General features: G+C 61.1%; 17 protein-coding genes. 11 read left to right on the forward strand and 6 right to left on the reverse strand.

All coding sequences use genetic code 11. The features are described 5' to 3' along the window. Window positions 1–4: 4 nt before the first annotated feature. On the reverse strand, window positions 5–1,810 hold the full coding sequence (locus tag BLV09_RS35755) for a chloride channel protein (protein WP_146690765.1): 1,806 nt from the start codon (window positions 1,808–1,810) through the stop codon (window positions 5–7). Between the two features lie 581 nt (window positions 1,811–2,391). On the opposite strand from BLV09_RS35755, the gene BLV09_RS35760 reads away from it, so the two are divergent. Together BLV09_RS35760 and BLV09_RS35765 are read left to right on the forward strand one after the other, a co-directional pair. Further along, window positions 2,392–2,709, forward strand: a complete 318-nt coding sequence (locus tag BLV09_RS35760) for a hypothetical protein (RefSeq protein WP_146690766.1) — start codon at window positions 2,392–2,394, stop codon at window positions 2,707–2,709. A gap of 260 nt (window positions 2,710–2,969) precedes the next feature. After that, entirely contained in the window at window positions 2,970–3,647 is a 678-nt protein-coding gene (locus tag BLV09_RS35765; RefSeq protein WP_100383135.1) for a nitroreductase, read from the forward strand. Between the two features lie 54 nt (window positions 3,648–3,701). Here the strand turns inward: BLV09_RS35765 and glgX are convergent, their stop codons facing one another. After that, a complete protein-coding gene (gene glgX / locus BLV09_RS35770; RefSeq protein WP_146690767.1) occupies window positions 3,702–5,819 on the reverse strand; it encodes a glycogen debranching protein GlgX in 2,118 nt (705 codons plus the stop codon). Window positions 5,820–6,241: 422 nt separating this feature from the next. Here glgX and BLV09_RS35775 point away from each other — a divergent pair, with 422 nt between their 5' ends. Continuing rightward, on the forward strand, window positions 6,242–7,474 hold the full coding sequence (locus tag BLV09_RS35775) for an ABC transporter substrate-binding protein (RefSeq protein WP_100383133.1): 1,233 nt from the start codon (window positions 6,242–6,244) through the stop codon (window positions 7,472–7,474). A gap of 294 nt (window positions 7,475–7,768) precedes the next feature. Next, window positions 7,769–8,791: a DUF4331 family protein gene (locus BLV09_RS35780; RefSeq protein ID WP_146690768.1), complete on the forward strand. Its 1,023-nt coding sequence runs from the start codon at window positions 7,769–7,771 to the stop codon at window positions 8,789–8,791. Between the two features lie 233 nt (window positions 8,792–9,024). On the opposite strand, the gene BLV09_RS35785 is transcribed toward BLV09_RS35780, so the two are convergent. Both BLV09_RS35785 and BLV09_RS35790 read right to left on the reverse strand, forming a co-directional pair. Next, the gene (locus BLV09_RS35785; protein WP_146690769.1) at window positions 9,025–10,032 is read right to left on the reverse strand and encodes an alpha/beta fold hydrolase; all 1,008 of its coding nucleotides are present in this window, start codon (window positions 10,030–10,032) and stop codon (window positions 9,025–9,027) included. Between the two features lie 292 nt (window positions 10,033–10,324). Next, entirely contained in the window at window positions 10,325–11,113 is a 789-nt protein-coding gene (locus BLV09_RS35790) for an IclR family transcriptional regulator domain-containing protein (protein WP_197685013.1), read from the reverse strand. A 133-nt stretch (window positions 11,114–11,246) separates the two neighbouring features. On the opposite strand from BLV09_RS35790, the gene BLV09_RS35795 reads away from it, so the two are divergent. The 7 genes from BLV09_RS35795 to BLV09_RS35825 all read left to right on the forward strand — a co-directional run bounded on the left by BLV09_RS35795 (window position 11,247) and on the right by BLV09_RS35825 (window position 18,594). After that, window positions 11,247–12,485 carry an aromatic ring-hydroxylating dioxygenase subunit alpha gene (locus BLV09_RS35795; protein ID WP_146690770.1) on the forward strand — a complete coding sequence of 413 codons (1,239 nt, stop codon included), beginning with the start codon at window positions 11,247–11,249 and terminating at the stop codon, window positions 12,483–12,485. A gap of 8 nt (window positions 12,486–12,493) precedes the next feature. Next, window positions 12,494–12,964: an aromatic-ring-hydroxylating dioxygenase subunit beta gene (locus tag BLV09_RS35800; RefSeq protein ID WP_146690771.1), complete on the forward strand. Its 471-nt coding sequence runs from the start codon at window positions 12,494–12,496 to the stop codon at window positions 12,962–12,964. After that, window positions 12,961–13,956 carry a PdxA family dehydrogenase gene (locus BLV09_RS35805; RefSeq protein ID WP_244548915.1) on the forward strand — a complete coding sequence of 332 codons (996 nt, stop codon included), beginning with the start codon at window positions 12,961–12,963 and terminating at the stop codon, window positions 13,954–13,956. The genes BLV09_RS35800 and BLV09_RS35805 overlap by 4 nt, the downstream gene beginning before the upstream one ends. After that, window positions 13,953–15,008, forward strand: coding sequence for a 2Fe-2S iron-sulfur cluster-binding protein (locus BLV09_RS35810; RefSeq protein ID WP_146690772.1), 1,056 nt, complete (start codon window positions 13,953–13,955; stop codon window positions 15,006–15,008). Before BLV09_RS35805 ends, BLV09_RS35810 begins: the two co-directional genes overlap by 4 nt. A gap of 9 nt (window positions 15,009–15,017) precedes the next feature. Then, window positions 15,018–16,013 carry a Bug family tripartite tricarboxylate transporter substrate binding protein gene (locus tag BLV09_RS35815; RefSeq protein WP_244548916.1) on the forward strand — a complete coding sequence of 332 codons (996 nt, stop codon included), beginning with the start codon at window positions 15,018–15,020 and terminating at the stop codon, window positions 16,011–16,013. Between the two features lie 83 nt (window positions 16,014–16,096). Next, a complete protein-coding gene (locus tag BLV09_RS35820; protein WP_146690773.1) occupies window positions 16,097–17,377 on the forward strand; it encodes an MFS transporter in 1,281 nt (426 codons plus the stop codon). 32 nt (window positions 17,378–17,409) lie between these two features. After that, entirely contained in the window at window positions 17,410–18,594 is a 1,185-nt protein-coding gene (locus BLV09_RS35825) for a CaiB/BaiF CoA transferase family protein (protein ID WP_146690774.1), read from the forward strand. A 99-nt stretch (window positions 18,595–18,693) separates the two neighbouring features. On the opposite strand, the gene BLV09_RS35830 is transcribed toward BLV09_RS35825, so the two are convergent. Both BLV09_RS35830 and BLV09_RS35835 read right to left on the reverse strand, forming a co-directional pair. Beyond that, window positions 18,694–21,858 carry an efflux RND transporter permease subunit gene (locus tag BLV09_RS35830; RefSeq protein ID WP_146690775.1) on the reverse strand — a complete coding sequence of 1,055 codons (3,165 nt, stop codon included), beginning with the start codon at window positions 21,856–21,858 and terminating at the stop codon, window positions 18,694–18,696. Beyond that, complete coding sequence (locus BLV09_RS35835) at window positions 21,855–23,114, reverse strand: efflux RND transporter periplasmic adaptor subunit (RefSeq protein WP_146690776.1); 1,260 nt, start codon at window positions 23,112–23,114, stop codon at window positions 21,855–21,857. Before BLV09_RS35835 ends, BLV09_RS35830 begins: the two co-directional genes overlap by 4 nt. Between the last annotated feature and the right edge of the window lie 8 nt (window positions 23,115–23,122).

The following is a 23,122-nucleotide window of genomic DNA, read 5'->3' on the forward strand; positions in this document are numbered from 1 at the left end:
CGCTCTATCGGAAGAATACTTCCTGATTGCGGCGCTCCAGTTCCTCGCCATAGGTGCGCAGCACATGCGCCTCGCTGACGGTTCCGATAGCCGCGCGGTGGTCGGCGCGATCGACGACGGCGAGGACGTCGGCCTCGGAGCGCTCGAAGGCCGCCATGATGTCGCGGATCGACGCGCCGGGCAGCAAAAACTCGTCTTGCTGGCGAGCAATCGTTGAAAGTGGAAGATTGTCGTCGGTTGCGATCGAGTGCAGATCGGCCGAGGTGACGACGCCCGCGTAGGTTCCGTTGGGATCGCGCAGCACGATCTGCCGGACCTGTGCCGGTGAAAACATCTTCTGCGCTTCGGCCACAGGCGTCGTGCTCAACGCGTTTTCGAAGTCGGAGCGCATCAGCGAGGTGGCGCTCAATTGGCGAACCCAGCCGACATCCTGCGGGCCGCGAATGACTTCGCCGCGCAGGTGGAAACGCCAGGTCGCAAAGCTGTAGCCGAACAATTCCCTGACGATCAGCGCGCAGACCGAAGAGGCGACGACGGCGCCTACGGTGACCGAGAAATCGCCGGTGATCTCGAGCGCGAGACAGACCATGCTGAAGGGCGCGCCGAGCACGCCGGTGCCGAACGCAGCGAGCGCTGCGATTGCGGCGGTGCCCGGCTGCAAGGCGAGATCGGGAAATGGCCCGCTCAAAACGATGCTGTAGAGCTGGCCGGTCAGTGCGCCGAGCAGCAGCGAGGCAAAAAACAATCCACCGCGGAAGCCGGACCCCAGTGAAATCGCCGACGCCAGCATCTTGAACACGATCGTCGTCGTCAACAACAGCCAGGTCGGATTGCTGACGAGCAGGATCTGCATCGCGCCGTGGCCCGCGCCAAGCACCGTGGGCGTGAGCAGCGCCAGCGAGCCGAGCAGCGCGCCGCCGACGATCGGTCTTAGGAAACCGTTGAACAGGGACAGCCGTTGAAAGCAGCGCTCGGAAAACGCCACCGCCAGCATCACGATGATGCTGGCGAAGGCGCAGATCACGCCGATCAGCACGGTCTGGCCGATCATCTCGACGGAAACCGGCGAGGGGAATCCCGGCACCATCAGGAACGATTGATGGCTGAGGTGCCGGGTCACCAGCCAGGAGCCGACGGCACTTGCGATGACCGGCACGAGGCCAGCCGACGTATAGGCGCCTAGTACGACCTCGAACGCGTAGAACGCGCCGGCGAGCGGCGCCGAGAAGGCCGCGCTGATCGCACCCGCCGCGCCGCAGGCCACCAGCAGCCGCATGTCGTTGCGCCGCGCCGCCAGCCGCTGGCCGATGTGAGAGCCGAAAGCAGAGCAGATCTGGGTGTAGCCGGCTTCCAGGCCGACCGAGCCGCCGAAACCGTTCGAGAGCAGGGTCTGTACCGAAATCAGGATGCTGCCGCGAAAGGAAACGCGGCCGCCGTAGAGCGCGTTGGCCTCGATCGCGTCAGCCAGCTGCTGCCCCTTGAGCCGGCCGGCGGCGATCACGCCGATGATTGCAAGCACAAGGCCGCCGAGAGTGGGGATCAGCAATGTGCGTTGCCAGGAGATCACGCCGGTGGCGCTCAGGCGCGCATCGTAGGGAATGTCGAACAACAGGGAATGCGCGATCTCGCTCAGATGGGAGATCGTCGCGACCAGAAGTCCGCTGAGAAGTCCGATCACGATCGCGACCGTGACGAGGCCGGTTTCGCGGTTACGGACGAAATTGCGCAAGACGACAGGCAGCAAATAGGTCGTCGTCGCGGAGCTGGCGGTTGCTTTCCTGGCAGTATCAGGCGCGGCGATCGTGGTCATGATGAACCTTGCGCCATGTCGCGGCGAACGGCACGGAAGCCAGGGTCTTCGGCACGGATTTGCGTGCGGCAAGGCGGATTAGTCTTGGTCATCGAGCATTCAGCGATGCGTCATCGCGCTCCGTTCCGCCTCGGCCTGGCCAGATGTTGCCAGGCCGTATTTCCTCTTTTTCCAGAACGAATGTGGCTTTCGGCCCTGGCAATCAGGGGATTTTTTTGCGTGATATCACACCACAGCGATTTGCCCAGACTTTATATTGTTGGCGCGTATCACGAAGGCGTCCTGATGCGGCCGATCGTCTGAACCGTTCAGCTAAGGTTAATTTTTCAACCACTAAGCTGCGTCGACGACGATCTTGCCATCGCCATTGCCACCGTTGGCATTGAGCGCTTGATGCGCCTGGCTTGCTGACGATTTGCTCCTGGGCTTCAAGCTCTGCAAGGGACAACAGGCAGACCCGCATCGCTCCGCGTGGCAGAACGGCGACGTCTTCAACGCCGTGATTTACCGTTAGGACGGCGACGAGCGAAAGGACACCAGCTCGGTATTGGCGATCCTCTTGCGCGCTTTGAGTCAATCGAATGCGCAGGACAACTTTTAAGCGAGCGATAACAAAAGACCCCGGCATTTACGCCGGGGTCTTTTCCTATTCTGCCTTCATGGACCTTGAGATGCGCTCCAGCAGCTTCAAGAACTCTGCTGTTTCATCCTCGTCCTTTGACTTGGAGGGTGGTTTGCGGCGGGGTACAGCCTTTGACATCGTCGGTCCCTTTGTGCAAAACCGCGCTGTACGTCCTTCTCCCCCGCAATTGCTGCATTTCTACGGCGAGCGTTTTTTTATTGGCTCGGAAGCCGTCATAATTCTTTCGAATTTCGATTCAGCATCGCTGCTGATTTGAATCGGTTGATATCCCTTGGGTAGACGACAGCTCCAATCACCACCTCTATTCGGTGATCTTATCGGTGCGCGGCAGGGACGATTCTGAAGGCGTCGGGCCGCGCGCCTTGTCGGTATCAGATGGGCTCAAAGCCGACTTTGAGAAATGTCCACTTCAAGCTAAGGGAAGATTGCTGACTGAGTCTCGCGCGCGGGAAAAGCGTGGAGCAGGGGCGCTGCCGTATGATAAATCCCGTCGCTGGATAGGCTGAGGATACAGGAATGGATTTTGAGGCGTTGGTGCAGACTCGCCGAAGTGTTCGCGGTTTCAAAGCGGAGCCGGTGCCCCGTGCTGTCCTCGAAGAAATCATTGAGGTCGCCAAGCGCGCGCCATCCTCGATGAATACGCAGCCCTGGCATGTCCACGTCTTGACGGGAGAGCCGCTGGAGCGCGTGCGTCAGCGCAACATGGAAGAGATGATCGCAGGCGCCAAGCCGAAACGCGATATCGCCACGCACGGTGAATATCAGGGCATTCATCGCGGGCGGCAGGTCGACATCGCCAAGAAGCTGTTCGGCGCCATGGGTATCGCGCGCGACGACAAGCCGATGCGGCAGGATTGGGTGCTGCGGGGTTTCAGGCAATTCGATGCGCCGGTCTCGCTGGTATTGGCCTATGACAGGATTCTCGATCCCGGCGCGACCTGCCACTTCGATCTCGGCGCGCTCTGTTACGGCATTGTCCTTGCCGCGTGGGATCGTGGCCTTGGCAGCGTCATCAACGGCCAGGGCATCACCCGATCGGATATCGTACGCGAAGTTGCGGACATTCCCGAAGATCAGGTCATCATGACCTGCATCGCCATGGGATATCCTGACGACAGCTTTCCGGCCAACGCCGTGAGGTCTGACCGTCAGTCGAACAGCGATTTTGTTCGCTATGTAGGTTTCACCGACTGACAGCAACGCGATGCGCGTCGACAGGCCGTGTCGCGCGATCGATGGCGTTGGCTTTTATTTGCCCGCTTCCACGGAAGAGAACAGCAGCAGGGAGCGTCCGGTCACCTGGTAAACACTGTCGAAGTCAAACCTGGCGTCGGGCGGCGCATCGGCAATGTTCGTATCGAACAACAAGGACCATCGCGCGCCGGCGCTGGTGTGCGGCAGCTTGAAGTCCACGGGGCCTTCGTAGCTGTTCATCACGATCAGCACGCTGTCGTCCTCACCATGCCTCGCGATCGCGGTCTTTCGGCACCTTCCATCGAGCAGGATACCGAAGCACTTGATCCAGCCATTGTTCCATTCGGATAGCTGCATCTCGCCGCCGCCGGCGTTGAGCCATGTCACGTCGCGAATATCGAGTTGCTCGTCGTGCTTGCCGGTCAGGAAGCGGCTGCGCCGAAGAATCGGATGGCTGCGCCGCAGCCGGATGAGGTCTTTGGTAAACGCCAAAAGATGTTTGGCCTTGTCGTCGAAATTCCAGTCGAACCAGGAGATGTCGCTGTCCTGGCAGTAGGCGTTGTTGTTGCCCCGCTGCGTCCGGCCGAATTCGTCGCCACCCAGCATCATCGGCGTGCCCTGCGACAGCAGCAGGGTCGCCAGCATGTTGCGTTTCTGCCGCTCGCGAAGCGCGAGCACATCCTTGTTGTCAGTCGGGCCTTCTACGCCGCAATTCCAGGAGCGGTTGTTTGAGTTGCCGTCCTTGTTGTTCTCGCCGTTCGCCTCATTGTGCTTTTCGTTGTAGCTCGCCCAATCGTTCAGGGTGAAGCCGTCATGGGCGGTTACGAAATTGATGCTGGACCAGCTGCGCCGGCCTTCGCGGTTGAACACGTCGGCGGAGCCAAGAAGCCGGGGCGCCAGCGCGGCGGGCGACGCCTCGCCCCGCCAGTAATCACGGATCGTATCGCGGAATTTGTCGTTCCATTCCGACCAGCCCGGCGGAAAGCCGCCGACCTGATAGCCTCCCGGGCCGCAATCCCAGGGCTCGGCAATGAGCTTGACGGTCGCCAGCAGCGGATCCTGGTCCATCGCTTTCAGGAAGCCGCTCTGTTCGTCGAAGCCGTAGACTTCGCGCGCCAGAATGGTGCCGAGATCGAACCGGAAGCCGTCGATGTGCATATGCCCGGCCCAGTAGCGCAGACTATCCATCACCATCTGGATGACGCGCGGATGAGACAGGTTGACGGTGTTTCCGGTGCCGGTGTCGTTGATGTAAAACCGCTTCTTGTCGGGCGGCAGACGGTAATAGCTCGCGTTGTCGATCCCCTTGAACGACAGCGTAGGACCCAGCTCGCTGCCTTCGGCCGTATGATTGTAGACGACGTCCAGGATTACCTCGAACCCGGCGCCGTGCAGCTTCGATACCATCTCCTTGAACTCGCGCAGGCTGTTCGGAACGTCGGCGGCGTATCGCGGATCGGGGGCAAAAAAGCCGATGCTATTGTAGCCCCAATAATTCGTGAGACCCTTCTTGAGAAGGTTGCTGTCGTTGATGAAAGAGTGAATCGGCAATAATTCGATGGATGTGACGCCGAGCGACTTCAAATAATCGATAATTACGCCCGATCCGCAGCCCGCGTAGGTGCCTCTCAGATTTTCCGGAATATCGGGATGTTTTTTCGTAAATCCCTTGACGTGGGTCTCGTAAATAATCGTCTCGTCCCAGTGCACGTTTTGCCGGTGGGCTTCCTGCGTCCAGTCGAAGTCGGGATCGACGACCACGCATTTTGGCATGAATGGCGCGCTGTCGCGGTCGTCGAAGGTGAGGTCGTCGCCGCTCTCCATCTTGTATCCGTAGACGGCCGGGTCCCATTTGAGCGAGCCGGCGTGAGCGCGTGCATATGGATCGAGCAGCAGCTTGTTGGGATTGAACCGGTGGCCGGCGTCGGGTTGATACGAGCCGTACACCCGGTAGCCATAGAAGGTGCCGGGTCCGACATCGGGTATGAAGCCGTGAAAAACCTGATCGGTGTACTCGGGCAGTTCGAGCCGGTGAGTTTCACGGTCGCCGTCGAACAGGCAGACCTCAACCTTGGTGGCGTTGGCGGAAAAAACCGCGAAGTTGGTGCCGTTGCCGCTCCAATGGGCTCCCAGCGGATAGGGAAGTCCCTCCTCGATAACGAAATCGCCCACGTGAAAGCCCCCTGTGCTGGTTCAAGCAACTGCCATCAACGCTCTTAAGCCGCAATTGTTACACTGCGTAGGGCGAATAAACAGGGTTTGGGAGGCAAGCCCCGGCTCCGTCGGTCGATCGCAGGCATCGACGTTCTCGCCGGCGATGACCGAAGGCAAGCCAGCGGTCACCAAGAAGAACCAGACCGTCAATCGATTGCCGCTATTTGCGGCTATGCCTTAAGTCCCTTTTGGGCTTCCCTTTTTGGGACGCCACTATTTGCGGCGGGCCAATGGCTGAACCGGAAATAGTGGATTTGAGAAAACAAACTGCAGGGTAGGAAAAGACAAAACGACCGCAAAAAATCTGGTTTTACGGGGAGTTCGCAGGTTGATTGCGGGACTCCACGGCGGGTTTGGTGGTCGCTCGAGTGAGGTTGATCATGCGGACGATGGTAAAGAGTCTAGCCGTTGTGATGGCGATGGGGGCGTCGGTCCAGTTGTCCGGCCTTGCGATGGCCCAGCAAGCACCCGAGATCAACGTGACCGATACCGAGATCCGTATCGGCAATGTCATGCCATATACCGGCGAGCTGGCCGCCTTTGCCTCGATCGGCAAGACCGAGGCGGCCTATTTCGACATGATCAACGAGCGCGGTGGTATCAATGGCCGCAAGATCAAATTCATCTCCTACGACAACAATTCCGATTCCGAAACGGCATCGGAGCAAACGCGCAAGCTGATCGACGAGGACAAGGTGCTTTTGCTGTTCGGATCGTTCGGCACGCCGGGCAACCTGGCGCTACGTCCTTACGTGAACCAAAAGAAAATTCCTCAGCTCTTCATCGCGTCCGGAGACCATGGATGGGGCGACCCCAAGGATTTTCCCTGGACGATGGGTTGGCAGCCGTCGTTTCGCGCCGAAGGCCGGATCTATGCCAATTACATCCAGGCGTCTTACCCGGAGAGCAGGATCGCGGTGCTTTGGCAGAACGACCAGTTCGGACGAGATCTGTTCAGCGGATTGCAGGAAGGTCTCGGCGATTTGTCGCGGATGATCATCTCCGACGTGACCTTCGATCGTTCGGACAAATCGATCGACTCTCAGGTTGATCTCCTGCAGAGCTCAGGCGCGGAAATCCTTATTTTTGACGGCGCACCGGCCGTCGCGGCCCTGGCGATCCGCAGAATGAATGATATCGACTGGCATCCGGTCTTTCTGCTCGACAACGCGTCTGCTTCGATCGCCAACGCGCTGAGGCCTGCCGGGCTGGAGAATTCGATAGGGGTCATTTCGACCGCCTTCCTGAAGGACGCAGGCGATCCGGCATGGAAGGACGATCCCGCCATGAAGGACTGGTCGTCGTTCATGGACAAATACTATCCCGACGGCGACAAGACCGACGGCAACACGGTCTTCGGTTATGCCGCGGCCGAGACCTTGTTTCAGGTGCTGAAACAATGTGGCGACGATTTTTCGCGCGAAAACATCATGCGGCAGGCCACATCCTTGAAAAGCTACCAGAGCTCGGTCTCGCTCCCCGGTATTGTCATCAACACAAGCCCGACGGATTTTCATCCGATCAAACAGATGCGGCTGGTGCAATTTGACGGCAGCACCTGGCAACCGATCGGCGAAGTGATTGAAAGCGCTTTTCTCGGCAAGGACAACTGATTGGCGCCTCGCTTCAACGAATAAACTCCGTCATGGCGCTGTAACAAGCCGCTCACACAATGTCCGATGACAGGTCGGATGCATGGCGGACGCGCGCACTCACATCGGATGTGACAGTTCTATGGGCGGGGTCGCCCGCAGGGACCTCGGGTGCGCGAGACCAAAGGCTGTGATAAGCAATAAGAGGGCCTCGGCAGCTAGAAGGCAGGCGGTCCGAGTTCGCAGCCGACCAAGCGCGACCGTGCCTTCCTGCTGCAGACGAGTGCCGTCGTATCGTCAGAAGGATGTATCCCTATGTCCCATCACCTCGATACCCCTCTCGCAAGCCAGAACGGCCAGCTTTATATCGACGATCTCTATGTCTTCCAGGGTAACGCCAGCACCGTGTTCGTGATGGACGTCAACTCGAACATCACCGGCGTCCATGTCAAACCGGGCTTTCACCATGAGGCTCGCTATGAGTTCAAGGTGCACTTCGACGGAGCCGATCTGGAAACGCTGACCTACCGGGTGTCTTTCGGCGAAGCGGCCTCTGATGGGCTACAGCCCCTGCAAGTGCACGCTCTCACGGGCGCCGAGGCGCGTGACGACTCCGCAAGCGGCCAACTCGTGCTGGAAGGACGAACGGGCGAGGCGGCCAGCGGCAATGGCATCCGGATCTGGACAGGACGCATCGCCGACTCATTCTACATCGACCTGTCGCTGCTCACGATGGTCAACGGGGCGGTCAAAAACGGGACCGCGGTGGACCTCTCGGCATGGCGCCCCGAAAACGCAAAGAACAGCTTCGCCAACACCAGCGTCGATACGATCGTTCTGGAAGTCTCACATCAGCATCCGCAATTGCGGCCCGCGACCCGCATCGGGCTCTGGGGCGCCACGAAACTCGCCACCGACGCCGGCGGCTGGCGGCAGATCAACCGCGCCGGGCACCCCATGATGTGGCCGATCTTCTGGCCGGACGACACCCACTTCACAAATCCCGCCAACACAAGGCACCCGTCCAAAGACTTTGATGCCGAAGGCCTGCACATCGCTGGGCATATTGCCGCCGTCGTCGCGGCCAGCGGGACTTCGGACGACCCGCGGGGCTATGGCGAGACTGTCGCCCGGGAGCTGTTCCCTGATGTCTTGCCCTACGTGATAGGCACGCCTGCGACCTACGGCTTCGCCACGCGCAACGGCCGGACGCTGGCCGACAACGCACCGGAAGTCATGCTGTCGCTGGTCGCCGGGACGGCTATACCCTCAGGGTTGAAACCGTCCGTCGCCAAGCACCTGAGGGATGACAAATTCCCCTACGTCGTGCCCGCATGACCGGGCGCGGCGTCAACATTTAAGCGCTGCTCGTCGCTGACGAAGTGATCGAGACATCGCCACGGGCCATTGCGTATTGATGGCGCCGCGGCGATGCTTTCGCGGCCGAGCATGGTTCGTGGAACAGATCGAAGCGAAGGGCCGGCACGTCGTAGACGCTCAGCTACATCCATATTTGAAATCGCTTACTTCGCGATGCTGTCATGCTCATCAGAACCGAGCAGATTCGCAATTCACCTGTCCTCTGCCGCCTCGTTGATTGCTGACATCACGACATCGGTCGCAGTCTGGTGGATCATGTGGCCGGTTCGGGGAACGCGGTGAAACCTGCTTTGGGTAACGTCGCGATGCAATCGTGTCGATTGCGAGTCAATGTCGACCAATCGGTCTTCATCACCTGCGACGATGACAACGGGCATCTTCAGGTTTGCGTATTCATTGCGGAAGTGAAACGCATCCGGAATCATCAGTGCCGATTCTGCGGCCGACGCGCGAATCTGAGAAGGACGAAGGGCCATCTCTTTCGGGAAACCCTTGAACTTCTTCGGCACGGAACGCGGACCGAAGATTTTGGCCATCAAGAGCGGCCACATCACTCGGCTTACAATCGGAGAGAGGGTGTGCCCCAAGACATCGCCCACTAAAGGCACCGCCGGGGCGGATAACGCAACCACGTCAGGACGCAAAGTCGGATAGTAATATCCCGAGGCAAGAACCAGGCCCTGGACCAACTGAGGATATTTGAGCGCCAGCGCAACTGCGACAGAAGCACCCCACGAGTGCCCCAGGACTACTGCATGTGAGACGCCCAGCCGATCGAGAGCGCTGTTGATCAGTTCAGCCTGAGCTGCCGGCGTCCAGATAACGTTACGCGGCCGATCACTATGGCCGAAGCCAGGACGATCGAAAACGATGACGCGATAATTTCTGGCGGCTAAGTCGATCAAACCGCTAGATTGGAAATCCTGGATCATACTGCCATTGCCGTGTAGCAGGACCAGCGGTGCACCTGAGCCACGTTCGACATAGTGCAGCCGGACGCCGTTTACTTCCAAAAATTGGCCAGCCGGGGGATTGTCGTTTTCAGCATTCTTGGCGAGGTGGCGATTCACGAAGGCCGACAGGGCCAAAGCTCCTACGGTCGCGGCTGCAGCCACCACATAAGGATGCGCCTGGGCGATCGTACGGCCTTTATCGGCAAGGGATGTTGGCGATCGTGTCTTGAGGCGGGCTGCGGTCATCGGACGCTCCATGTCGCGTGCACGAAATCCGGGACACCCAAGAAATGTTGCAGCGCAGAATGAACGATCAGAAGTGAGGTTCGTTCCGTTCGCAAACAGGGTTGATCTGGTGCGGAACCCTGTGCACCAGTGCAATTGGAACTTAATTGAATGCGTGATGGGTCAGCAATCGGATGTCCGCGTTGGGGTCATTCGCGACTGAGTCGAGCCAGCAGCGGGAACGGCCATGTCCGCTATGCCGCCGCCAAAGCAAAAGAGTCCACGCTACTAGCTCGGTGCCAATGGGGCTGCGTCAATCAGCCTTGCCGATCGCTTCGCTCAACGTCTTCGAGCAGGATTGCAGCACTGGCAGAAAATGATGCCGCAGGTCGGCGGCGCGAACGCGCGCCGATGCGGCGCTGACGCTGATCGCGGCGACGATCTCGCGGTTTTCGCCGAACACGGGCACGGCAAGCGCCCGCATGCCCAGTTCCAGTTCTTCATCGCTGATTGCGTAAGCGCGTTTTCGCACGGCCTGGATTTCGGCCAGCAACGCTGTCGGCTTGACGATGGTATGAGGTGTTCTCTGATGAAAGGATTTTCGGCCGAGGCGTTGGGTGATCTCTTCATCTGAAAATTGGCTGAGCAGGACGCGCCCCGTCGCCGAACAATAGACGGGAAGGTGCGCGCCGACGCGGACGCCGGTGGAAAGGATGTGCTCGGCTTCCGCGCGCGCAATAAACAGCGGTTTGTCGTTGTCGAGCACGGCCAGCGACACCGATTCAGAAAGTTCATCACGCGCGCGTGCGAGCAGCGGTTCGGCAAGCCGGGCCATCTGGTCGCGCCTTGTGATGGCGCCGCCCAATTTCCGAAGCCGGGGCAGCGGCCGGAATTCGCGGCCGGATTGTTCGACATAACCGAGCTCGGTGAGTGTAATCAGGCATCGCCGGGCCGCGGCGCGGGTGATGTTGGAGGCGCGTGCGGCGTCCGACACGCTCAGCATGCCATGCGTTGCGAGCGCCTCGATGATGGCGAGGCCCTTTGCGAGGCCACCCATGCCCTCGCTGGATCGTTCGCCAGAGGTCGCATTGCTCGCAGGCATCGCTCGCCTTGACAGGAAATCGGGGCGGGTTCAATTTGTTCGGTATTGGAAACGCTGTTCGGTATCCGAACATCTCGCCGCACAACTGTCAAATAAAAACAAGCCCGGCCGCCGCCCGACAGGACGATCAACCATGCTGCACGAAACGCACGAAGCCCGCCCTTCGGAAACGCTCACCCGGGTGCCGTATTGGGTGTTCCAGACCGCGGAGACCTATCGCAAGGAGCAGGAACGAATCTTCCAGGGGCCGTCTTGGCATTATCTGGCGCTCGAGGTGGAATTGCCCGAGCCCGGCGATTTCCGCACCACAGGGATCGGCGACACGCCGGTCGTCGTCACCCGCGACAATGATGGCGAGATCTATGCGTTCGAAAATCGTTGCGCGCATCGTGGCGCGCTGATCTGCCTCGATAACCACGGCAAAGGCAAAAAGGATTTCAGCTGCGTCTATCATGCCTGGACTTACGACCGGCAGGGTAACCTCACGGGAATTGCGTTCAAGGACGGCGTGAAGGGAAAAGGCGGCATGCCCGACACCTTCCGCATGGAGGATCATGGCCCGCGCAAGCTGCGGATCGCGATCCTGCACGGTCTGATCTTCGGCTCGTTCTCCGAGGACGTGCCGCCGATCGATGAATATCTCGGCGACGAAATCTCGGGGCGTATCGAGCGCGTGCTCGGCGGCCGCAAGCCGGTGGTGCTCGGGCGGGTGACGCAGGCGCTGCCGAACAACTGGAAGCTCTACATGGAGAACGTCAAGGACTCCTATCACGCCAGCATCCTGCATCTGTTTTTCACGACGTTTGAATTGAACCGGTTGTCGCAAAAGGGCGGCATCATCGTCGACGAAAGCGGCGGTCATCATGTCAGCTATTCCGCGATCGATACCACGGTGCAGAAGGACGCTGAGTATGCCAAGCAGCAGCTTCGCTCGGAAAGCCAGTATAAATTGGCGGACCCTTCGCTGCTGCAGGGATTTGACGAGTATCATGACGGCGTCACGCTGCAGATCCTGTCGGTGTTTCCGACCTTCGTGCTGCAGCAGATCCAGAACGCCATCGCCGTGCGGCAGATCGTTCCGCGCGCGGTCGACAAGACCGATCTGAACTGGACCTATCTCGGCTTTAGCGACGACACGCCGGAACAGCGGCTGACCCGCCTCAAGCAGAATAATCTGGTCGGTCCGGCCGGCTACATCTCCATGGAAGATGGATGTGTCGGCGGCTTCGTCCAGCGCGGCATTGCGGGCGCATCGGAAGAAGAGGCCATTCTAGAGATGGGCGGCAGCGAGGCGCAAAGCAGTGAGAGCCGCGTCACCGAGGCCTCGGTGCGCGGCTTCTGGAAGGCCTATCGCAACAATATGGGCATGTGAGAAACGCGATGACCGACAGCGTGTATCAGATGATTGCTCGCGCTCAGGCCGAATATGCCAGATGCATCGATGACGACCGGCTGGAAGAGTGGCCCGATCATTTCCACGGATCGTGCGTCTACAGGATCACGACCGCGGCCAATCACCGCGAGGGCCTGGAAGGCGCGATCATCTTTGCCAACTCCAAGGGCATGCTGATCGACCGCGTCTCGGCGCTGCGCGAGGCCAATATCTATGAGCGGCAGTCGTACCGGCACATTCTCGGCCAGCCCTCGATCCTGCATGAAGGCAACGGCGAGGTGCGAAGCGAAACATCCTTCCTGGTTGCGCGTATCGTGCAGGACGGCGATACCGACATCTTTGCCACCGGCCGCTATCTCGATCTCTACAGGATCGAGGACGGCAAGGTGCGTCTGAACGAGCGAACGGTGGTGTGCGACAGCTCGCGCATCGACACGCTGATGGCGCTGCCGCTGTGAGCGCCTCCACCATCGCGCTGACCATCGGCGATCCCAACGGCATCGGCCCCGAGATTGCCGTCAAGGCCGCCGCGCAGATGGCGCGTGACGGTGGGCCGTCCATCATTCTCGTTGGCGATGAATTCGTCATACGATCCTATGCGGAGCGGCACGCCGGCGATCTCGCGCTGACGCCATTGAGCACTTCGGCGCCCCGCACGGGTGCCTTGTATTTTTCGGGCGTCGATGCATTGCCGCGCGAGGCCTTCAACCCCGGCGCGCCGGTGGCCGCAGGCGGACGCGCCACTGTCGACTATGTGGCTGCCGCGATCGGGCTGGTGAAGCAAGGCCAGGCGTCCGCGATCGTGGCGTGCCCGCATTCGGAAACCAACGTCAACGCGGCCGGTATCCCCTTTTCCGGCTATCCCGGTCTGCTGGCGCGTTTGAGCGGAATTCCGGAAGATCATGTGTTTCTCATGCTGGTCGGCGGCGGACTGCGCATCGTTCACGTCACCCTGCATGAGCGGCTGCACACTGCACTCGCGCGCATTACGCCGGAACTGGTGGAGCGGGCGGCGCGAACCGCCGCCACTGCCTTGCGCCAGCTCAACGTGGAGCAACCGCGCATCGGCCTGTTCGGCATCAATCCACATGCTGGCGAGAATGGTCTGTTTGGCGACGACGATGACCACATCACCGTTCCCGCCGCCAAAAGCTTGCGCGCCGCGGGTCTCAACGTCGAGGGCCCGTTGGGCGCGGATCTGATGCTGGGCCGGCGTGACTTTGATGCCTTTGTGGCGATGTACCACGACCAGGGGCATATTCCGGTGAAGCTGATCGCCGGCCGCAACTCGGCGGCGATGTCGATTGGCGCCGGTGTGTTGTTCGCCAGCGTAGGTCACGGCAGCGCCTTTGATATTGCGGGGAAGGGCGTCGCTGAGCCCGATGCGGTTTTGCGGTCGATAAAACTTCTGTCCGGAGCAACCGATCTATCGGATGCGGCGGCCTCATGACCTTTCAGATCGCGGTCGACCAAAGCGATATCGCGTTTGCTTGCGAGGCGGGCGAGACCGTGCTCGATGCCGCCGAGCGGGCCGGCTATTCGCTGCCGTATTCCTGCCGGAAGGGCATCTGTTCCACCTGCGAGGCCGAGCTTTGTCGCGGCAATGTTGTTTCAGGTGCAATGCAAATGCATGGCCCGGCAAGCGGCGTGCTGTTGTGCCGGGCGACGCCGCAGAGCGATATTCTGATTCATCCCAAACGAATCGACCGCCACGATCCCACCGCGCGGAAGAAGATCACCGCCAGTGTCTATCGCGTCAGCCGGCCGGCCGAGGACGTCTTTACACTGATGCTGCGCTTTCCCGCCGGCATCAGGGCGCGGTTCAAGGCGGGGCAATATCTGCGCGTCGCGATGCCGGACGGCGACACCCGAAACTTCTCGATGGCCAATGCGCCGCGGGAGAGCGACGGCGTACAACTGCATATCAGGCGCATCCCCGGCGGCCAGTTTTCCGAAGGCGTGCTGGCGCGGCTGCAAAAGGGCGACAAACTCCAGGTCGAGATTCCCTATGGCGAGTTCTATCTGCGCACCGGGTCCGAAAAGCCGATGGTTTGTCTCGCGACCGGCACCGGATTCGCGCCGATCAAATCCATCATCGAGGATCTGATCGCGCGCGGAAACACGCGCCGCGTCTGCCTTTACTGGGGCGGCCGCCGCCAGCAGGATCTGTATCTCTCCAGCCTTGCGGAAAAATGGCAGGTGCGCGTGGCCTGGCTGCAATTCACGCCGGTGCTCAGCGAACCCGAGGCCGGCTGGCACGGCGCTACGGGCCTTGTTCATGAAGCCGTGCTGCGCGATATCCCGGATCTGTCTGGCTGGCAGGTTTACGCCTGCGGTAATCCGTTGATGATACGCAACGCCCAGCGTGATTTTGAAAAATGTGCCGGTCTGCCGGACGGACAGTTCTTTGCCGATCCATTTGTGTCGTCGGGGAATCCGGTCCTGGTTCAGTCAGAAGCGGGCGCTATGAACGAGACAATCAAGAAGATGAATGCAGGGTAGGAAAATCCAATGACCGTATATCGCAGGCTGGCCGTTCTCGGGCTCGGCATTGTCTTCGCCCAATGCTGGATGGATCGCGCGAGCGCGGCGGATGCGCCGCAGGGTTATCCCGATCACACCATTCGCATCATCGTGCCATTCCCGGCCGGAGGGACCGCCGACACGCTGCCAAGGATCGTCGGGCAATACCTCAGCAAGCGCTGGGGCCAGCCCGTGGTGGTGGAGAATAAATCAGGCGCCGGCGGCAACATCGGCGCGGCTTACGTGGCGACCTCGCCGGCGGACGGATACACGCTGCTCGCGAGCCCGCCGGGCCCGCTGGCGATCAACGACTCGCTCTATAAACCCGACTCGCTCGGCTTCAAGCCACCCGACCTCGAGCCTGTCACGGTCCTGGGCGCGGTGCCGAACGTGCTCGACGTGAGGCCGGGCTTTCCCGCCAAGACCGCGCAGGAACTGATCGCCTATGCGAAAGCCAATCCGGGGAAGGTGAGCTTTGCTTCGCAGGGAAATGGATCGACGTCGCACCTGACCGGTATTCTTTTCCAGAAGCTGACGGGCACGCAGATGGTCCATATTCCCTATCGCGGAACGGCGCCGGCGCTGCAGGACATCATGGCCAGCAATGTCGACCTGTTCTTCGATAATCTCGGCTCCTCGCTCTCGCTGCAGCAGAGCGACAAGCTCCGGATCCTCGCCACCGGTGGCAAGAAGCGCGATCCGTCGCTGCCGGATGTGCCGACGCTGGAAGAGGCCGGGGTCGCTTCCTTCGAGTCCTCGACCTGGTTTGCGGTTGTCGCGCCGCCTCAAACCTCGCCTGCGATCGTCCAATATCTCAATCAGCAGATTAACGAAGTGCTGGCGCTACCTGAGGTGAAGGAGCAATTCGCAAAGATTGCGGTCGAGCCGGTCGGCGGGAGCATAGCTGAGACGATAAAATTCCTCGCCGCCGAGCGCGACAAATGGCGTAGCGTCGTCAAAAGCGCAAATATCTCGGTGGAGTAGCCTTCAAAGATCAGAGGCGATCCCAAAAGCCGACATTCGGTCACCGTTCGCGGGGCCGGATGAATAAAAAAGGGAGGCCTCTGATGGACGCGACAGCGTCGTCAATCAGCGTCACATCGCAAACGGTTTCGCCGAGCCGAATATTCTGGGCGACCTGGGCCGGCTGGATGCTCGACGGATTCGACGGCGCGGCTTACGGTCTGTTGCTGGTCTCCGCCCTGAACGAACTGCTTCCGCTGAGCGGCATCGAGGCCAGCAAGGCCAACATCGCTATTTATGGCGGGCTCGGCTTTTCCGTCTTCATGCTCGGATGGGCTTGTTCGATGTTCTGGGGCTGGCTTGCGGATCGCATCGGCCGCGTCCGTACCATGTGCATCACCATCCTTTGCTATTCGATCTTCACCGCGCTGTGCGGCGTGGTGTTCGGAGTTACCTCGTTTCTCGTCCTCAGATTCCTGGTTGGATTCGGCGTCGGCGGCGAATGGGCCGCCGGCACGCCGCTGCTGCACGAGTCCGTTCCGGAATCGCTTCGCGTCAAGCTCGCAGGCTGGCTTCACACCGCGACGCCTTCAGGAATTATTCTGGCGTCTGCCGCCGCGCTGTTGATCGTGCCTTCGGTCGGCTGGCGGGGAATGTTCCTGCTCGGCATTCTGCCGGCGCTTCTGACGATTTATCTGCGGATGAAAATCCCCGAGCCGCGCCGGGCGCGGCCGTTGACGCAGACCTCGAGCATTCGTCCGCTGTTTACCGGACCTCAGGCGATCGTCACATGGTCGGCCGCGCTGATGGTCGCGTGCGGCTTGTTGGGCGTGTGGTCGTCCAGCTTCTGGATCCCGACCGTTGTCGCTACCAAATTCCTGGCAACCGGTCATACCCTCGCCAAGGCACAGCAAATGGCGTCCTTTGCCAGTCTTGCGACCAATCTCGGCACGCTGGCGGGATGTTTCCTGATGCCGTGGATCGCAAACTGGTTTGGTTCCCGAAAGACCGTCGGCATCGTGTTTTTCCTAGCCTCCCTGATCTGCAATGTCGTCGCCTATTATGGACTGCTTGAAACGCTCGACAACATCACGCTGTTTCTGGTGACGGTGCCGCTGCTCGGTTTCTTCACCAATGGCGTATTTGCGCTCTTCACGATCTGGCTGCCCGAACTGTTCGCGGGCCAGTCGCGCGGCTCCGGCCTCGGTTTCACGTTCAGCCTGGGCCGCATTCTGGCCGCCGCGGGGCCATTGATGATCGGCGCGCTCGCGGCGCATATAGGGAGTTACCCGATCGCGATCACGCTGATATCAGCGATCTACATCCCCGGTATTCTGTTCATTGCGATGACCCGGGAAACGGCGGGCAAAGCCTTGCCCGTCTAAGTCAACAAGACTTCGGTTCAAAGGAAAGAAAAATGCTTCCGCTGCAAGGCATTCGCGTACTGGATCTGAGCCGGCTTCTCGCCGGTCCATTTTCGACGACGATCCTGGGCGATCTCGGCGCCGATATTCTCAAAGTGGAAGCGCTGCCGAAGGGCGATCTGTACCGGGAAGCGGCGCCGTTTCACGGCGGCGAAAGCGTCTCGTTCCTCGCCGTCAACCGCAATAAGCGCAGCATCGGCATCGATTTCCGCAAGGAAGGCGGTTTGGATTTGGTTCGCGAGATGGCTGACAAGGCCGACGTCGTCGTCGAGAACTTCAAGCCCGGCACCATGGAGAAGATGGGGCTGTCCTACGAGACGTTGTCCGCGCGTAACCCGCGGCTGATCTATGCCAGCGTCAGCGGCTTTGGCCGCACCGGTCCTTATGGCCATTTGCCGGGTGTCGATCAGATCGCGCAGGGCATGTCCGGCTTCATGAGCATTACCGGCCAGATCGAGACCGGCCCGACCCGGGTCGGCGTTCCCATCGGTGATCTCGTGGCGGGCATGTGGACGGCGATCGGCGTGCAGTCAGCGATCATTGCGCGCAACAGCACGGGCAGGGGCCAGCGTGTCGATACCTCGCTGCTCGGCGGGCTGATCGGCCTGCTGTCGGTACAGGGACAGCGTTACCTCAGCGTCGGCGAGGTGCCTGAAGTCGCTGGCAATCATCATCCCGTCAGTTCGCCCTACGGCGTGTTTCACGGCAGCGACGGGCCGTTCAATTTCTCGGCGTCGACGCAGGCGATGTGGGTCAAGCTCTGCAAGCATATCGGAATGGAGTGGCTGCTGAGCGACGAGCGCTTTACCAACAGCTCGCTGCGGCGGGATAACCGCGTCGAGCTCGAGCGCATCATCGATGAACGGCTGAAGCAGCGTCCGCGCGATGAGTGGATCAAGGAATTTCGCGAACTCGGAATGCCTGCCGGTCCGATCTACAATCTCGCAGAAGTGTTCGCGGATCCGCACGTCGCCAGCACCGGCATGGTCGAGACCATCGATCACCCGACCATCGGCGCGCTGCGGCAGCTCGCCTCGCCCTTAAAACTTGAATGTTTCGCGGAGGGTTCGGTGCGCCGTCCGCCGCCGCGTCTGGGTGAGCATACGCAAGAGGTGCTCAGCGAACTCGGCTTCGATCCCGCGAGGATCGACCGTCTCATGCACAGCGGCGTGCTGTAAAATGTGAAGTCGTCGCCGCAGCCACATGAAGCCGCATCGCCCTGACCGGCGTCGAAGGCAGCCCTTCGCACGAGGCCGATAGGCCGCTCGCTTGCAGCTTCAGGTCTTCGCTGTCGGCGGACTCGCGGAAGGATGCGAGCCGTTGCTAGATCCGCCGAAGCGTTTCTTCACCCGCTCGCGCATGCCCTGGAAGGTCACATAGAGCATCGGCACCAGGAAAATGCCGATCGAGCTCGCCGCGAGCATGCCGCCGAACACGGCGGTGCCGACGGCCCTGCGGCTGATTTCGGCGGCGCCGGTCGCGAACACCAGCGGCAGCAGGCCGAGAATGAAGGCGATCGAGGTCATCATCACGGCGCGAAAGCGCATCTGCGAACCCAGCGCCGCGGCTTCCCTGATCGACAACCCGGCCTCGCGCTGCTCCTTGGCAAATTCGACAATCAGGATGCCGTTCTTGGCGGCGAGGGCGATCAGCACGACAAGGCCGATCTGCCCGTAGAGGTCGAGGTTCAGGCCGGCAATCTTGATCGCGCTGTAGGAGCCGAGCACGCCGACGGTGACCGACAACAACACCGGAATGGGGATCGTCCAGCTTTCATACAGCGCCACCAGGAACAGGTAGGCAAACAGGATGGCAAGCGCGAGAATGATGCCGGTCTGGCCGGCCGCAGCCTGTTCCTGAAAGGCTGTGCCCGTCCACTCGAAAGAGTACCCCGCCGGCAGCGTCTTCTTGGAAATTTCCTCCATTGCGGCGATCGCCGTTCCCGACGAGATGCCGGGCGCCGGTCCGCCGTTGATGGTGACCGAGCGGTAGTTGTTGTAGCGGGTGATGACTTGCGGGCCGGTTACGATCCGCAAGCTGGCGATGGAGCGGATTGGCACCATTTCGCCGGTGCTGTTTCGCACGTAGATCTGCCAGATGTCGGGAATGTCGCCGCGATTGGCGGCCTCGCCCTGTACGTTGACCTGCCAGGTGCGGCCAAACAAATTGAAGTTGTTGACGTAGATGCCCCCCAACGTCGCCTGCAACGCGGTGAACACATCGCTCATGTTGAGGCCGAGCGCCTGCGCCCTGGCGCGGTCGATGTCGAGATAGATCGACGGATTGGTCGCGGTGAAGGTAGAGAACACGCGCGTCAGCCGCGGGTCACGGTTGGCCGCGGCGATCAGACCGCTCATCACGCTGCCGAGCGCGGCCGGGTCCTGTCCCTCCAGCGCGTCGAGCTGATATTCAAAGCCGCCGCTGGTCGAAAGCCCGATGATCGGCGGCAGGTTGAATGGCAGGATGCTGGCTTGCTGGATCCGTGACCCCGCCGCGAACGTGCGCCGGATCGTCGCCTGCACTGAATCCTCCGCCGCCTTGCGGTTGGCGAAGGGCTTCATGCGCGCGACCATAAACGCGGAATTCGGTTCGTTGCCGCCGTCGAGCAGCGAAAAGCCGATGATCGAGAGCACGTGATCGATCGCGGGCATCTGCTTCAACAGCGCTTCAACCTGCTTGGTCACCTCGCTGGTGCGTCCGACCGATGCGCCGTCAGGCAATTGCACGGCAATGAAGAAAGCGCCCTGATCCTCTTCGGGCAGGAATCCGGTCGGCGTCAGGCGCGCCACGCCGAAGATGCCGCCGGCGAACACGAGCACCAGGACGAGCGACAGCACCCCCACTCGCAGCAGCCGGCGTACGCCGCTGGCATAGCGGTCGCGAACCCAGTCGATGCCGCCGAGCACGCGCCCCATGATGCCGTGCCGCGGTCCGGTATGACGCAGAAACACCGCGCAGAGCGCCGGCGACAGGGTCAGCGCGTTCAGCGCCGAGATCACCATTGCCGAGCTGATCGTCACGGCGAACTGGCGGAACAGTGTTCCGGAGATTCCCGGAATGAACGCGATCGGCACAAACACCGACAGCAGCACCAGCGAAATCGCGATGATGGGCGCGGTGATCTGCGCCATCGCCTTCTTGGTAGCCTCGGCAGGCGTCGCGTCTGGCTCTTCCTCCATCACGCGTTCGACGTTCTCGACCACCACGATGGCGTCGTCGACCACGATGCCGATGGCGAGCACCATCGCCAGCAGCGACACCGTGTTGGCCGAATAGCCAAGCACCAGCAAAACCGCAAAGGTGCCGATCAGGCTGACCGGGACCGCAACCGCCGGAATCACGGTGGCACGTATATTGCCGAGGAACAGGAACACCACGATCACGACCAGGACAAAAGCCTCGCCGAGCGTCTTCAGCACTTCCGTGATGGTGTCGCTGACGAAAGTCGTGGAGTCGTATTGGACGAGATAGCTCAGGCCCGGAGGGAACCGTTCCGAGAGCCTTGAGAGCGTAGCCTGCACGGCTTTTGCCGTCGTGACCGCATTGGCACCGGGCGCGAGATAGATGCCCATGGGCACGCCGGCCTGGCCGTCGATCCGCGACTCGCTGTCCATATTCTGCGCGCCGATCTCGACGCGGGCGACATCCTTGATCCGCAGGATTGAACCGTCCGGGTTCGCGCGCAAGACGATGTTGCCGAACTGGGTCGGTGTCGTCAGACGGCCCTGCGTCTGCACGTTGAACTGGAATTGCTGGTCATCGGCGATCGGGCGGGCGCCGATGCGGCCGACCGGCGCCTGCACGCTTTGCGCGCGGATCGCCGCGATTACGTCGGAGGGGGCGAGATTGAGGCTGGTGAGCCGCTGCGTGTCGAACCAGATCCGCATCGAGTAGTTGAGCTTCGCGAACAGGCTGGCCTGGCCGACCCCGGGCGTGCGTGAGATCGCATCGAGCACGTTGATGATGGCGTAGTTGGTGATGAAGAGCGGATCCTGTTCGCCATTCTTGCTGTACAGCACGATGAACTGCAGCACGGCCGAGGATTTCTTCTGCACCGTCAGGCCCTGGGCCTGGACCTCGGTCGGCAATTGCGAGAGCGCGGTCTGGACGCGATTGTTGACGTTGACGGTGTTGATGTCTGGGTTGGTGCCAAGCGCGAATGAGACGGTCAGCGTATAGCTGCCGTCGTTGCCGCTGGTGGACTTCATGTAGAGCATCTTGTCGACGCCGACGACCTGCGCTTCGAGCGGTTGGGCGACGCTGGATTCCACCACTTCGGCAGAGGCGCCCGGAAACACGGCCGTGACCGTGACCTGCGGCGGCACGATATCGGGAAATTGCGCCACCGGGATTTGCAACAGCGCAAGCGCGCCAGCGATCGTGATGACGAAAGCGATGACAATCGCGAGCCGGGGACGATCGACAAAGACGGAAGAAATCATGGGGGGCTGCCCGCCGGCTTGGGCCCGATTGCGCCGCTGTCCTTTTGTGCGCTGCCCTCTTCCAGGGTGGTCTTCATGCTGGACTGAATGAGGGCGCTTGCCGGTCCCGGTGCGACCGGCTGGCCGGGACGCACCCGTTGCAGGCCCTCGACGATCACCTTGTCGCCGAGCGAGAGCCCGCTGGTGACAGCGGCGACAGTGGACGTCGATTGCCCGAGCTTGATCCGGCGCTGCTCGGCCTTGTTGTCGGCGCCGACCACAAAGACATACTCGCCCTGCTGATCAGACAGCACGGCCGAACGCGGGATCGCCAGCACCTCGACCGGCTGCACACCCTCCAGCAAAACGGTGACGAACTCGTTGTCGGTGAGTTCGCGCACCGTTGAACGTCCCCCGGCCGTGGCCAATTCATGCAGAATCGGGTTGGGTATGACGCCGCGCAGCGTGATGGTGTCGGTATTTTGCGCGATCGTATTGTTGACGAAATTCAACTGGCCGGTCTGATCATAGAGGCGACCGTCCGACAGCCGGAGCCTGATAACGACAGCATTGAAGCCGCCCCGTGTCGCGTAGCGGTCGCGTAGCATCAGTCCTTCGCGCACGGAGACCGGGAACGTGACGTACATCGGATCCTGGCTGACGATGGTGGTGAGCACCCCTGAACTTGGGGTGACGACGTTGCCCTCGGTTACCGAGGTACGGCCGATCATGCCGTCGATCGGCGAGCGGATCTCGGTGTAATCGAGATTGATCTGCGAAAGCTGCACCTGCGCCTGTGCGGCCTGTACCTGCGCCTCGAGGCTCTGCTGGCTGGCGAGCGCGGCGTCGTAGGTGGATTGCTGGCCGGCCGGACCGCCGAGCAGGGTTCGCGCCCGATCGGTCGTCAGCTTGGCGTTTACGAGCGTGGCCTGTAGCTGCGCGACCTGTGCCTTCTTGGACTCAAGATCGGCCTCGAACGGGCCGCGCTCCAGCTCATAAAGCGGATCGCCGGTCTTGACTTCCGCGCCTTCGACGAAGTTCCGCTTTTCCAGAAAGGCTGTGACGCGGGCGACCACGCTGACGCGATTGGGGGCCTCGATCCGCCCCAGAAATTCGTTGGATTCGGTTATCGGCCGTTTGACCGTTTCCATGACGCCGACCGCCGGAGGTGCGGCAGGGGCTGGCTGGGCCTCGGCTGTCGCCATCGCTCCGAGCGTAAGGGCTCCGAATACGACAGCACTCGCCGTCAGCCTGATCGTCATTCTTGCAAGGTGCATTTTCGCGC

The sequence above is a fragment of the Bradyrhizobium canariense genome, assembly GCF_900105125.1.
Taxonomy (GTDB): domain Bacteria; phylum Pseudomonadota; class Alphaproteobacteria; order Rhizobiales; family Xanthobacteraceae; genus Bradyrhizobium; species Bradyrhizobium canariense_A.

What these genes read in the sequence shown, in the direction of transcription:
- BLV09_RS35835 (WP_146690776.1), bottom strand. Translation starts at nt 23,114, where the DNA reads ATGCACCTTGCAAGAATGACGATCAGGCTGACGGCGAGTGCTGTCGTA.
- BLV09_RS35755 (WP_146690765.1), bottom strand. Translation starts at nt 1,810, where the DNA reads ATGACCACGATCGCCGCGCCTGATACTGCCAGGAAAGCAACCGCCAGC.
- BLV09_RS35765 (WP_100383135.1), top strand. Translation starts at nt 2,970, where the DNA reads ATGGATTTTGAGGCGTTGGTGCAGACTCGCCGAAGTGTTCGCGGTTTC.
- BLV09_RS35800 (WP_146690771.1), top strand. Translation starts at nt 12,494, where the DNA reads ATGACCGACAGCGTGTATCAGATGATTGCTCGCGCTCAGGCCGAATAT.
- BLV09_RS35820 (WP_146690773.1), top strand. Translation starts at nt 16,097, where the DNA reads ATGGACGCGACAGCGTCGTCAATCAGCGTCACATCGCAAACGGTTTCG.
- BLV09_RS35810 (WP_146690772.1), top strand. Translation starts at nt 13,953, where the DNA reads ATGACCTTTCAGATCGCGGTCGACCAAAGCGATATCGCGTTTGCTTGC.
- BLV09_RS35825 (WP_146690774.1), top strand. Translation starts at nt 17,410, where the DNA reads ATGCTTCCGCTGCAAGGCATTCGCGTACTGGATCTGAGCCGGCTTCTC.
- BLV09_RS35815 (WP_244548916.1), top strand. Translation starts at nt 15,018, where the DNA reads ATGACCGTATATCGCAGGCTGGCCGTTCTCGGGCTCGGCATTGTCTTC.
- BLV09_RS35785 (WP_146690769.1), bottom strand. Translation starts at nt 10,032, where the DNA reads ATGACCGCAGCCCGCCTCAAGACACGATCGCCAACATCCCTTGCCGAT.
- BLV09_RS35780 (WP_146690768.1), top strand. Translation starts at nt 7,769, where the DNA reads ATGTCCCATCACCTCGATACCCCTCTCGCAAGCCAGAACGGCCAGCTT.
- BLV09_RS35830 (WP_146690775.1), bottom strand. Translation starts at nt 21,858, where the DNA reads ATGATTTCTTCCGTCTTTGTCGATCGTCCCCGGCTCGCGATTGTCATC.
- BLV09_RS35775 (WP_100383133.1), top strand. Translation starts at nt 6,242, where the DNA reads ATGCGGACGATGGTAAAGAGTCTAGCCGTTGTGATGGCGATGGGGGCG.
- BLV09_RS35795 (WP_146690770.1), top strand. Translation starts at nt 11,247, where the DNA reads ATGCTGCACGAAACGCACGAAGCCCGCCCTTCGGAAACGCTCACCCGG.
- BLV09_RS35760 (WP_146690766.1), top strand. Translation starts at nt 2,392, where the DNA reads ATGCGCAGGACAACTTTTAAGCGAGCGATAACAAAAGACCCCGGCATT.
- BLV09_RS35790 (WP_197685013.1), bottom strand. Translation starts at nt 11,113, where the DNA reads ATGCCTGCGAGCAATGCGACCTCTGGCGAACGATCCAGCGAGGGCATG.